Origin of the sequence: Polynucleobacter sp. JS-Mosq-20-D10 (assembly GCF_018687755.1) — a bacterium.
Lineage (GTDB): Bacteria > Pseudomonadota > Gammaproteobacteria > Burkholderiales > Burkholderiaceae > Polynucleobacter.
Genome location: NZ_CP061305.1, coordinates 452,747 through 464,900, shown reverse-complemented (window position 1 = coordinate 464,900; position 12,154 = coordinate 452,747). Strand labels below are relative to the sequence as shown.

The following is a 12,154-nucleotide window of genomic DNA, read 5'->3' as shown; positions in this document are numbered from 1 at the left end:
CTGATTAAAGCTGCCTCCTGGGTAGTCAGCAGCCCAATCTCCCGCGACGTTCGCTTGGAGATGTGACTGCTATCCCATAAATTAACTCCATTCGAAGTTATTGATAAAGTCACTGTATGCCTAAAATATGAGTTCTATTAGGCTTATAACGGCTAAATTGAGGGTTTTATTTACCCCCTTAAATGAGTTAAAACGCTAAATTTGATATGAAAAAGGGGATTTTTGCCCATTACGACTAAAGCGAAGGTCTACTGGGCACTTAGCCCCAAACTAGCCTTGCCTAAGCAAAAATAGGCAAATCATGAAGGATCTATAAAAGAACCTTTCCAGCACTCTGATCTTTTTTTGTGCTTTGCGCTATGGATCGATTAGAGCAATGTGAAATAACTCATCGACCCGCTAGTCATCAGTTCGATAACCCAGCTTTGGCAAAGTCAACAGACCCTAACTAGCCATGAGTCCTCAATAAAATAGGATTGAGGATCAAAAAACAAAGCAGATTAATTCGAAATTATTTCCAGAGAAATTTTCTCTTTTATTCCTGGTTACGGACGAACAATATTAAGTGATTTAACTTTAGCATTATCTGTAGCTTGAGCGGTGACCCAAGTCTTAATATTTGCCCATGAATCAGACACATTAATCGAAACTGGATTCAGGTAAGCATCGTTGCCTGTTGTTGCACTCAGTTCGGCAATGTCGGCAATTAATGTTGAGTTAGCAGTAATGCTAGATATTTTGGCATTATTCATAATAGTCCTATTGCTTGAGCCTTTGATGTTTGTTGCGTCGTCAGACACGCTTATTGAGGTGATCTTAGAGTTGCCTAAATAGTCTGGTAACAGATTTGTACCGCCAGTCAGTCTTGCTTTAACTACTCCTGTTAAAGAGAAACCGGTTACTTTTTTATCTGCAATCAATTTCGCATTAGATGCAAGTCTAAAATTTTCATCTGTATCAAGCACTTTGATGTCAGCTACTTTTGACACTGCTGTTAGGGATGTTATTTTATCGATAGCAGCATCTGTTGCATTGATGCTCGTAACCAATTTATTGGCGCTAAGAGTTTTTAAATTGACTATGTTTGCAGTAGTACTTAATAAGTTTGCAGAAGTATCTGTAACGGATACAGATTTAAATTTTAATTTATCTGCAGCAGACAAAGCGGCATACGCAGTATTGATTGTGGTCATGTTAGCGACCGTTGCATTTGCGACTGCTACGCTAAGTACCTTTGACCTAGCTAACAAAGTAGATAGATTGGCCGATATACTTGAATAGGCATCCTTGACGCTATAGTTCACGACACTAGCGTTGCTATCAAGTGCTGCTGAGTCGATATACGCAACCGCACTGAGATTAAAAGTATTCTGACCAGTTAATTTATCTTTTAATGAATTGTACTGATCGTTAGACATTTTCATAACTGCTTTTTTCAGCACGGTGCCATCTTTGACATCAATAGAAGCTAAATTGCTACTATTTGCGCCAATCACCGAATTTGTCAAGGCCAGATCTTTATTAATATTTGCCGAAGTATCTGAAACTGAGATAGCGATACTACCTGCTGCTGTCCGAATTTTTGTTAAATCTGCGGATGATGGTACGGCCGATATTTTGATTCCCGATATCTTTGCTGATGTCCAGCTTGTGACTGCATCTGCTAAAGCCGTATTTTTTGCTATGTTGGCAGCCGTATCGGTGATGCTAATAGAGGTGAACTTACTTCTAAGGGAGCTTAATGCACTTAAATTCGCAATTGATGCCCCGGTTCCTTCAATAGAAGAAACTCTATCACCTAAGGAAGTAATATCAGCAGCATTTTTGACGATATATGCTGCACTACCGGTAATCTCAATACTTGATTTCGCTTTAATGGCATCTGGCAGAGCATCAAACGCTGCTTTGGTTGTTAAAACATTGGCGGCAGTAATATCAGCTGCAGATATTTTTATCACCACTGCAGATACTTTGGTACCAAGATCTGTAATCAGAGTTTTAGCAGCGTCAGTATTAATGTTAGCCAAAGTGTCATAAACTTTTACTGAACCAGTAGCAATCTGACTGGCATTGCCAGCTAAAAGAATTGCTGCCTTATTTGCAGTGAGGTTAGCAATACCATCTTTCATAGTTATAGTCTTAACATCTGCATCACCTAACAATGCAGTTAGCGCAGTACTATTTCCTGAAAAATTAGCAATCGCCATTCCACCAGTGCTACCAGCATCTATCAAAGTTTCTAATGCTTGTTCATGACTGCTAGCTTGGTAATCACGATATTCAATTGGTACATTTGCATTACCAGTTACATTAATTGAAAAAATCTTTGTATAAACGGCATCTAAACTTGAATAATTTTCACTACCTAGTTCGGCACCGGTATCTGTAACAACTAATGATGCATCCGATAGCTTAAGAACGACATCTTTATATGCTTTAACCTGGTCACCAGTTAATACCAGCTTATTGGCGCCATTAACTGCTATAGAACCAATGCTAGATCGATTGGTTGCAAGATCAGTAAGCACGCCAGAAGTCAAATCATCTTTTGTAGCAGCAGTGACTGTCCATCCACCAGCGCTACTTGGATTGGCGGCCTTTGCAAGATCGTCAGCAGTTTTTGCGGCTGCTACTGATGTGTAAGCAGTTCCTGCCCCGCGTATTTGTATTGATAAGGCCATTTTTTCTCTCTATCCCCATCATTGATGGATGTGTACATTACTTGTACGGCTCTAAAAAGATAAGCGATTAGGTGATAAATATATATTAAATATATATAATATGTATATATAGTTATAGAACCTCATTTCACCACTCTAAATGCACTTTATTGGGCTTTCAGTACGCAAAAATATCCCTAAACCCTTTAAAAAAAATTAAAGCCTATACTGAACATGCTATGTTTGAGGGGCGATGAAAGAAGGATTTTCGCGCTGATTTCCACAGGTCTACAGAAAGGTTTATCTTGTCTAGTGTTAACAAGACTGCATTTCCGCAACCACCACTTTTGGTGCCCAAATCATTAGTCGGTATTAAAACCCCAGCCACAGACCCTGACACTATTGCCAGCGGCCAGGTAGCATCCAACAAGATTCAGACCACAACCGAAATGACCATTAAGGCAACAAAGCAGCTTGCGGCTGGCTCTATTCATTTAAAAGCCTAGAATAACTTAGCACTGACTATGATTAGTCTGGTGTAACTCGCTAGCTATTAAGTTGGTGAATGCTATTGAAGTTCAGTGTAAAGTTGTTCCTGATATATTTTTATATCGATTTTGGAGAATCAATATGGCTGCCATTAATACCTCGATCTCTTATCAATCACAATTTGCCACGCCTAACTCATCATTAAATGACATGCGCACCAAAAGTGCTGCCCAAGAGCAAATGGAGTCGATTAAAGGGGCAGATATAAAGCCTATCAACCCTTCACACTCCGCTCAAAATACGACCTTACGAGGTGAGCATGGTCAACATATCAATTTGAAGGCTTAGTTGTAGCTAAAACCAACAAACACCTTCATCATTAAAAATAATTTTTTGATGATTAGTAAATTATCAAATCCAAAGAAAAAAACTCGTGATCTTACAAAAGATCACGAGTACATTTCATAAAACAACCTGCTTATGCTGCTGTTATCTTCAACTTTGCTCTATCAGGATTGCTACCAATAGCAAACAACTGCTCATTGATTGAGACTCTTTGAGCATCAGTGACGCCTACTGTTGTCATTGTCTTGAGCTTGGATCTACCTAACTCTAGGGCCAAGGTCTTAGTAGCACTATTAGCAACGTTTGTAACTTCATTAAATGTAGCACCAGTTACTTGATAAGCACCAACGTTAGCATTAGTCTGGAGGGTAGCTGTATTAGCATAACTTGCATCAGTTACGTTAAAGGTATAGTTCTTATTTTTAACGGCTCCGCCCTGATCGACACCACGCGCAAATATACTATCTAGTGAAGTTAGGTAAGTCTCGGAGAGAGTTAAGCCTTTTTTACCAGTTGAAGTGCCGTCATTAACTACAATTTCACTCAACTTAGTAAAGCTTGTTGCAAGTGCTGCACTCTGATTTTCATACAGCGCTTGGAAGTTATTCTGAATGTCAACCGCTTTAGCCGAGTAGGTAGACATGGCGGCAGAATTACCAGCTTTAACCTTGGTTGTAATATCGCTCAAGGTGCTGGAAGTAATTGCTCCAGATCCTTTAATGGTAACTCTTCCTACCGCTCCAGTGTTATCTCTAAATCCATTCACAGAGCCCATTACATTAGATAAGTCACTCTTAGTAAAACTTTGAGCAAGAGTCCCAGCCGCTGTCAAAGCTATGTAAGCACCAGTACCACCAGCGTTTCCAAATGCAAGCGCCTGAGTACTTAAGTCAGCAGCCAATGCTTTAGCTCTAGTGTCATATAAAACAAACTTGTTGTTGTCTAATTTACCGACATAGTATGAGTTTCCAGCAGTCAATCCGGTGTATGCCGTTCCGCCCTCAGCTACAGTATATTTAACCGTATCACCAGTTACGAAACCATGAGCAGTTATTGTGATGTCGCCTTTATCAGCAGCAGCCGCACCATGCTTGATATTAGCTGCCAAATCTCCACTGGCTACAGTTTTTGTACTCGAGCCAGTATTTAAGTTAGCTGCAATATCTGCAATCTCAACGGAACTGACAATATTTGCCATCAGTCTATTTTTCTCGCCTGGATTAACAACAGCTGCATTTTGTTCAGTTAGTGCAACCAAACGTTTAGCTTGGTTTACTGAAGCCTCAGTCACCTTAATATTATCTAAGGTCGTATTTCTAACTGGAGCAACGCCAACTGCACTTTCTAATTTTCCTGCTCCAGTGGTGGCACCAGTCACATCTACGCGACCAGCAACGGAAGATGTTTTTACTGCAGCAGCATAAGTTGTGTAAAGCTCAACCTGAGTATTGCTTATTTTTCTAGCAAAGTAGGATGTACCTGCAAGAATTTTTGCTGCGCCACCAGATCCATCAGCGCCCTTATAAACAACTCTATCACCAGTATTAAAGCTCTTATATGCACCATAGTTAGCGGTAATAATAGTGCCGGCCCCGTTTACGCTAGATAGCGCAACAACCTTTGGATCCGCATTCACGTTGGTGTTGTTAAGTTTATTGATTAACGCTAAGGAGCTAGTAGCTAGAACATTGTCGGCTGTATCATTGAGAACAATCGAAGCAGCATCATCCGCTTTTGCGAGCTTATCGCCAAGCACTGCAAGTTGCTTAGCCGTAAATTCAGCTGTCTGGCCCGCATTAACAGTAATCGTACCGATTCTAGATACGTTCGCAAGCAGGGCATTCATATTGGCTTTGATATCAGCGCCATCACCAACAACATTGAACTTCTTACCAGTAAGCGTCTCTAATCCAACCAAGTTCTTAGACCCAGTTAATTGAGTCACATTAATTGTTGGCGTTGCTGAAGTTGCATCAGATAGAGTGATGGACTTGATTTTGGAGTAGACCGCATCCAGGTCATTAAAAGTACTCGCAACAGAACTAGCGGAAGTAGCAGTGGCTAGAACAATACTTTTTGTACCCAGCTTTATCAACGCAGCTTTGTAATTAGTCACATCGGTAGTAGACAAATTAAGATCATTGGTTGCCTTAATCGATCCAATTCGATCTGATATTTTGGTGCCGTCGTCCGTTAAGGCCACGTTCACCATTTCATCTAGCTGATCTTTAATTTCCTCACCGGTACCAGTAATTGATAGCTTTTGACCGACAGCCTTTGCTTGAGCCCAGGCCGAAGCTAAGTCATCATAGTTAGTGGTATTCGCGCCAATTCGGATTGCTAAAGTCATTTTGTACTCCTGTAAATTATTTACTTAACTATCAAACGGATAATTTGGCTCAATTGATTAGTGAATATGCATATAAAAAATAGTCATATATAATATGTACTATCTTTCATTAGCAACCCAGCTCATCAGGGCTTTAAATTCACCCCTTTAAATTGCACAATGCTGTCCGCAGGATTCGTTAATGCTTATTTGCCCCATAAATTAGGCTCATAACCTTATTTCGGCTATTTTGGCTAGTTTGTTTAGCTTTCTTTGCTTTTAAGATCTAAAGGCTTCTCTTATTCAATATTTATATCTATAAATTAGATATATAATCTCGTTTTGACCCATGTTCTCTGAATCTATGCAATATGACTTCCCAAGCAATTATTTGCTACCTGCTCAGGCTATCTGGCAGCTTTTTCCAGAAATAAGGTCCCAAGCTCAATATTCGAGCGTTCCCTTAAGGATTGTGTTGATCGTTCTAGATAAGCAAAAAAAAGGAGATAACCTTTCATTGAAGGAGCTTTATAGCTACTTTTCCTGTAGTCACTTGACGGTAAAAAAGTTTGTTGATGCTTTAGTTAGCTCTGACTATCTGCAAAACCTAAAATCGAGCACGGATTCTAGAGTAAAGTATCTTTTAATGACGGACAAATGTAGTCAGTTATGCCATTCCTTAATGCCGGGATCTATTAATACCCTGAATAGCCCGCTTTCTGAGAATAGCCAACTGCCAATGAGCCAACCTGAATAACTGCCTAAGATTGTGAAATAACTGTGACTAGGACTCTGACTTTTTCCGCTCTTGCGCTATGCGCTACCCTCTTTGCCTGCGGCAATAATGACCCTGCCCCCAAGGCCGAAGTTTGGCTGCCAGATACTGCAACGGTCAAGCTACCCATGGAGGAGTACGCAGGGATTCCGTTTAATACGACTGGACCTGAGGCAATTGAGAAGTTTAAGTGCACCCAATATGACCTCACTTATAGCTGTAAGGTCAAAAATGGGGAAAAAGACGAAGATCTATGGCTGATTTATAACGAAGCCGGCCGTATGGTGCTCATGAAAAAAGAGCTGGGCTACTATAAACAAGAAGTGGCAGATGCCATTATTGAGCGCTTTGCGATCAAATATGGCTTAGATTACAAACCTTCCGATGGGCAAGAAAGTGCGTTTGCTTCTGGGGTTCGCAAAACCAAAACCTATGTTTTTGGTGGTGGGCAGGTTGCCTTTCAGATTGGGAGAAGTCTCAATAACCGCAATGAACTAATGCTGGTGTACTTTTTCCCTGAAGATGTCGGTAGTACCTTTGCCAAAAGTGTCATGAACTAAGGTCTGAGACCGATTAAAGCAAAGGCTTGCCTGGCTTAATCTGAGTAGGAACAAAGTCCACCTGAGGCACCTCTCCTGGCGTTTCCGATGTTTTTGTATCATAAGCCCACGCTAGGATTTGGGCGATTGCCTCAAATAGAGGTAATGGAATGGACTCACCAATCTCCAGCTGGCTATATAAGTAGCGTGCCAATGGTGGAATTCGCGCTATCGGTACATCAAAATCTTTGGCTGCCTCTTGGATGCGAAGCGCAACCTGGTCCGCCCCTTTAGCCACCACAATTGGTGCCGACATCTTTTCCATGTCATAGCGCAGTGCTACAGAATAGTGCTCTGGGTTGGCTAGCACCACATCTGCCCGCTCGATAGCTGCCATCATCCGAGATGAGGACATTTGACGCTGTAATTGCCGCAGGCGCTGCTTGATCTCTGGTGAGCCCTCGGATTCTTTGCCCTCCTGCTTCATTTCTTCAGGACTCATCCGAATTTGCTTGCGAAAGTTAAACCACTGCAGCCAGGAGTCCCCAACGGCGATCAATAACAATGGCAGCAGCAGCAGCATAAAACCATCTAAGATAAAACTAGAAGTTTGCACGAGGGCTGCATCAAAACCTTGATTAACAATGCTTCGAATGTAGGCAAACAGGCCAAATAAATAGGAAATACCCACCCCTAGCATGAGGGTAGTTTTAATTAAGTTCTTTAATAACTCACTTAAGGCGTTGAGGGAAAACATCCGCCCCAAGCCCGCACCAATGTCGAGCCTGCCCATATTAAATTGGGGGGCAAAATAGGCTTTAAAGTTGACTAAGGACAAGGGAGCCAAGACGCCGATAATCCACAGCGGTATAAAGATCAGAGCCAAAATGAGCACTACCACTAGAAGTGAACCCCCTACCCACTCTTGCATATGATCCATCAGCTTGGCTGGCTCCGAGAACTGGAAGATCGCTTGGGTCATTAATACCATCTGCTGGACCAGAAGAGGGCCAACTGCTACTAAAAAAATAATGACAACAACCAGGGCGGCAAAGGTAGCTAAATCACGAGATTGAGGCAGTTGCCCCTGTTCACGGGCTCGTAGGATGCGCCGCTCCGTCGGCTCCAGTTCCCGTTCTTGGGAGTTATCTCCTCCATCTGCCAATCTTTACCCCTAACCATGATTCAAAATATGGCTCAAGCTTACACCCTGCAAGTCCATTATTCCTGAATTACTGAGGATCAATATGGGGCTAGGATTAAAGTCGGGGTTTTGCTAAGGCAAAGTCTTTTTGAGGGCAGTGATTTTTTCTTGAGCAACAGTGAGCTCTTGTGGGCTTAAAGATGCCTTAATCTTTGCCACCTCTGAGCCAGCTACAGGATTACCAGTGGCATCAGATAAAGACATCCAGATATACGCTTTTGGTAAATCTACCGCTATTTGGCCGCCATCCAGATAGATATGGGCTAAGTTATATTGCCCCACTGCGCTACCAGCCATCGCCGCTTTTTCAAACCAATAGAGGGCTAATTGTGGAGCATTCTCCATGGCGTCGATCTTTTGATACAGGACCCCTAATTCCAGCATGGCCTCAATATTGCCCTTCTCGGCGGCACGATTTAACCAAACTAAGCCCTGCTCAATATTTTGTTTAGTACCAATTCCTTGGATATACATCAAAGACAAATCGTACTGAGCCTTGGTATCTCCAGATTCTGCGAGCCCCTGAAATAATTGATAGGCCTTGGTGTAATCACCGGCAGCATAAGCAGACCTTGCCTGCTGGTAATCTGAGCAGCCCAACAAGATGCCAGTAAGAGCCACTAATATTGGCATGCGTAAGAGAGTGCACCAATTTAGCTGAGGCATGACTAGCTCAAATAAGTACCTTAGTTACGGCTGATACTTACTTTTTATTTGGCGGCGCTGGCTTCTTCTCTTCAGGCTCTTCAGCATCTTCATCTGGCGGGGTATCGCTAGCCTTAGGCAAGTTCACTGGCAAGGCAGGCTCGACATAATAACTTGCACCTAGATCCCCACCAATCATTCTGGCAAAGCCTCCAAAATAACGGCGCGCCAGATCTGGATAGTAGGGAGCACTAGCTAAGTAGCCCTTGGAGCGAATACAGGCACTATTGTTCACGCTGCCTTCACAGCTAGCGATTGCCGCTAATCGACCAACCTCAAATTGCTCACCTAAGACAAAGCCAGAAATCAGAATAACTAAGGGCAGAATGAGCCAAAGCAGGAGCTTTTTAGCCAACTGTATTAAGGATTCAAGCTTTTCATTCATAACTGTCACTTTCCGATCAATAGCGTATCAATGTTGCTCAGCCTTCTTTGGCGCACTTTGCACTAAATCACCTGGTAACTTTCGCCAAGTCGCGATAGGTTCCTTATTATGCAACTTTGCATACACCTTAATAATTCTAGGATCTGCAGGATTCAGATTATCCTTCATTGCGTTGTACATCCTCGCTCCAGCAATTTGGTTGCCCTGCTCAATATAGGCATTAGCAGCATTATAGAAATACATGGCTGCCTTTTCTTGTTGCGGGTAGCCAACAATATTTGTTAGATACAGATTGCCCAAATATTCGCATGCACTTGGATTCTGAATTTTAGCAGGTACAGAAAAGTACTTTTCTGCCAATAAATATTGTTTTTTAGCATAACGACGAAAAACGGTATTGGTGAGGATGAAATCAGGATGCGTCACAATCTCCGCTTGACGATCGTAGTACTGCATGCGCTCATAGGCAATTAAGCCCCGATAATAATTAGCCTGCACATCCCCATCTGCTGCTAGGGTATCGAGTTTTTCTAAGATCCCCACAGCCTCCTTACTGTAACGCAGCACCTCATCCTCGGGCTCAATACATTTAGGGTTCTTAACACAAGCAATCGCAACGATAGTTTTATCAAAGCTGCGTTTATAGCGTTTGTAGAGTTTTTTTGCTTCAGTCGCAGGACCTACAAAAGGCTCAGTAGAACTTTTGGCTTCAGAGCTACTCTTTTTTTGCGCACCATTGTCTTGAACTTTAATGTCTGAAGCCGTGCTCACTAAGGGCACAAACAGCATCAAGGCAAGAAAGATTCTAAAGAGCGGTGACAAGGCCTTACCTCGCAGGCTTGCCTGTAGTTGGTTTATCTACTTTAGAGGTATCCATTGCTGGTGCTATTGGCAAATCCTTGGACAAAAATTGGGCGGGCGCTCTTAAATTGGTCGGGATTTCTTGCGCCCCTTTTGGCAACTCCTCTTTCTGCCTCTCAATCGGTCTTTGCACCGGCTTTTCCTCTTTCTTAGGCTTTCTATTTAAAAGCGTAATTGAGATACGTCGATTTAAGGGATCACTCAAATCAGCCGGATTTAAAGGAATCGTATCTGCGAAACCGATGACTTGGGCAACATTAGAAGGCGCTAAACCTCCAGCAATCATTTCTCGGCGAGCCACATTCGCACGCTCACTAGAAAGCTCCCAGTTGGTATAACCCGCTTCACCATTAGAAAATTTTGCAGCGTCCGTATGACCCTCAATTCGAATCTTGCCAGAATTGTCGTTTAATGACTTTCCAATGACCCGCAGTAAACGCCTTGCTGACACGCTAGGTACAACGCCACCACTATTAAAGAGTGGCTTACCTTTTTCATCAACCACCTGAATGCGCAGACCCTCTGAGGTGATGTCCATAAAGAGTTGGCCTTTGATATTTTTTAACTCGGCATCAGCCTCAACACTTTTCTCAATATCTGATTTGACTGCTTCATTTTTTGTTCTGTCTTTACGGGCATTTTCAACATCAGTAACTGATGAGTCGCTGATACGGCGTTGCTCAGTATCGGCGTCAGCCTTGGCCTCTACTCCAGCTACCTTAGAAATATTGTCACCACCACCTTTGATAATCCGAGTAGTCTCACCGGACCCCTGGCCGCCACTCATAGAAACGCGCATCGGATTTTGAAAGTAGGAGGAGATACCAGCCAAGTCACCAGCTGTGGTGGATCCTAAAACCCACATCAACAAGAAGAAGGCCATCATCGCCGTCACGAAATCGGCGTAGGCAATTTTCCAGGCGCCACCGTGATGACCATGACCACCTTTTTTAACGCGCTTAACGACAATGATTGGCGCGTCGGACTTAGCCATAGTGCTTACTTCCCTTTAGCAGCTTTAGTACCTTCATCCAGCTCAGTAAATGTTGGACGTTGATAAGTAAAGAGCACTTTACGTCCAAATTCTACAGCTGCTGCAGGGGGAAAATTATTGAGACTTGCAAGCAAAATTGCTTTGATTGCCATAAAGGCTCTCGTTTCAGATTCAGCTTGCTGCTCTAGAACTTTGGCGACTGGTTGCACAAAAGCGTAGGCTAACAAAATACCCAAGAAGGTACCTACTAGCGCAGCACCAATGAGCTTACCCAACTCTGCCGGCGGTAAACCAATAGAGCCCATGGTGTGGACCACACCCATCACCGCCGCCACAATACCAAATGCCGGTAAACCATCACCCACCATTGTTACTGATGCGACAGGTATATGACTCTCTTGATGATGGACATCTAGCTCTTGCTCCATCAAGCTTTCAATTTGAACTAGATCTAATGAGCCGCCAAGCATCATCCGTAAATAGTCGGTAATGAAATCAACTAAATGGTGATCTTTTAAAATGTCTGGGTAGGCTTCGAAGAGTGGGCTTGATTCTGGCTCCTCAATATCACCCTCTAAGGACATCAAGCCATCACGTTTCACTTTCTGCAAAATCTCGAACATCAGACACAGTAGATCTAAGTGTTTTTTCTTTTGATCGCCAGCGCCTTTGAAAGCGCCACCTAGGGCTCCTAGGGTTTTCTTCAGATTGATGATGGTATTTGAAGCAATCATCGTACCGACAGCTGCGCCAACAATCGTCAAAACCTCGGTTGGCTGCCATAACACCATGAGGTGTCCGCCATGCAGGGCATAGCCCCCAAGGGCACAACCCATCGCAATAATCCATCCTAATGGAATGTTCATAC

11 protein-coding genes are annotated in these 12,154 nt (G+C 42.9%); 3 read left to right on the top strand and 8 right to left on the bottom strand.

The window, feature by feature from the left end; all coding sequences use genetic code 11:
* Positions 1-545: 545 nt before the first annotated feature.
* Positions 546-2,681 (bottom strand): hypothetical protein, encoded by a 2,136-nt coding sequence (locus tag FD967_RS02455; RefSeq protein WP_215326533.1) that lies wholly within the window; start codon positions 2,679-2,681, stop codon positions 546-548.
* Positions 2,682-2,965: 284 nt separating this feature from the next.
* On the opposite strand from FD967_RS02455, the gene FD967_RS02450 reads away from it, so the two are divergent.
* A complete protein-coding gene (locus tag FD967_RS02450) occupies positions 2,966-3,166 on the top strand; it encodes a hypothetical protein (RefSeq protein WP_215326532.1) in 201 nt (66 codons plus the stop codon).
* Positions 3,167-3,290: 124 nt separating this feature from the next.
* Positions 3,291-3,497 carry a hypothetical protein gene (locus FD967_RS02445; RefSeq protein WP_215326531.1) on the top strand — a complete coding sequence of 69 codons (207 nt, stop codon included), beginning with the start codon at positions 3,291-3,293 and terminating at the stop codon, positions 3,495-3,497.
* Between the two features lie 130 nt (positions 3,498-3,627).
* Here FD967_RS02445 and FD967_RS02440 read toward each other — a convergent pair whose 3' ends face one another.
* Positions 3,628-5,844, bottom strand: a complete 2,217-nt coding sequence (locus tag FD967_RS02440) for a hypothetical protein (RefSeq protein ID WP_215326530.1) — start codon at positions 5,842-5,844, stop codon at positions 3,628-3,630.
* 759 nt (positions 5,845-6,603) lie between these two features.
* On the opposite strand from FD967_RS02440, the gene FD967_RS02435 reads away from it, so the two are divergent.
* On the top strand, positions 6,604-7,158 hold the full coding sequence (locus tag FD967_RS02435) for a hypothetical protein (RefSeq protein WP_215326529.1): 555 nt from the start codon (positions 6,604-6,606) through the stop codon (positions 7,156-7,158).
* 13 nt (positions 7,159-7,171) lie between these two features.
* On the opposite strand, the gene FD967_RS02430 is transcribed toward FD967_RS02435, so the two are convergent.
* From FD967_RS02430 to motA, 6 genes are all read right to left on the bottom strand, one after another.
* Entirely contained in the window at positions 7,172-8,302 is a 1,131-nt protein-coding gene (locus FD967_RS02430) for a flagellar biosynthesis protein FlhB (RefSeq protein ID WP_215326528.1), read from the bottom strand.
* 111 nt (positions 8,303-8,413) lie between these two features.
* On the bottom strand, positions 8,414-9,007 hold the full coding sequence (locus FD967_RS02425; RefSeq protein WP_215326527.1) for a tetratricopeptide repeat protein: 594 nt from the start codon (positions 9,005-9,007) through the stop codon (positions 8,414-8,416).
* A 37-nt stretch (positions 9,008-9,044) separates the two neighbouring features.
* Positions 9,045-9,431: a hypothetical protein gene (locus FD967_RS02420; RefSeq protein ID WP_215326525.1), complete on the bottom strand. Its 387-nt coding sequence runs from the start codon at positions 9,429-9,431 to the stop codon at positions 9,045-9,047.
* 27 nt (positions 9,432-9,458) lie between these two features.
* The gene (locus tag FD967_RS02415) at positions 9,459-10,253 is read right to left on the bottom strand and encodes a hypothetical protein (protein WP_215326524.1); all 795 of its coding nucleotides are present in this window, start codon (positions 10,251-10,253) and stop codon (positions 9,459-9,461) included.
* A gap of 4 nt (positions 10,254-10,257) precedes the next feature.
* A complete protein-coding gene (gene motB / locus FD967_RS02410) occupies positions 10,258-11,286 on the bottom strand; it encodes a flagellar motor protein MotB (protein WP_215326523.1) in 1,029 nt (342 codons plus the stop codon).
* A 5-nt stretch (positions 11,287-11,291) separates the two neighbouring features.
* Positions 11,292-12,152 (bottom strand): flagellar motor stator protein MotA, encoded by an 861-nt coding sequence (gene motA / locus FD967_RS02405; protein ID WP_215326522.1) that lies wholly within the window; start codon positions 12,150-12,152, stop codon positions 11,292-11,294.
* Positions 12,153-12,154 lie beyond the last annotated feature (2 nt).

Excerpts from the sequence above, each read along its gene's own strand:
- FD967_RS02455 (WP_215326533.1), bottom strand. The coding sequence starts at position 2,681 with ATGGCCTTATCAATACAAATACGCGGGGCAGGAACTGCTTACACATCA.
- FD967_RS02445 (WP_215326531.1), top strand. The coding sequence starts at position 3,291 with ATGGCTGCCATTAATACCTCGATCTCTTATCAATCACAATTTGCCACG.
- FD967_RS02440 (WP_215326530.1), bottom strand. The coding sequence starts at position 5,844 with ATGACTTTAGCAATCCGAATTGGCGCGAATACCACTAACTATGATGAC.
- FD967_RS02425 (WP_215326527.1), bottom strand. The coding sequence starts at position 9,007 with ATGCCTCAGCTAAATTGGTGCACTCTCTTACGCATGCCAATATTAGTG.
- FD967_RS02420 (WP_215326525.1), bottom strand. The coding sequence starts at position 9,431 with ATGAATGAAAAGCTTGAATCCTTAATACAGTTGGCTAAAAAGCTCCTG.
- motB (WP_215326523.1), bottom strand. The coding sequence starts at position 11,286 with ATGGCTAAGTCCGACGCGCCAATCATTGTCGTTAAGCGCGTTAAAAAA.
- motA (WP_215326522.1), bottom strand. The coding sequence starts at position 12,152 with ATGAACATTCCATTAGGATGGATTATTGCGATGGGTTGTGCCCTTGGG.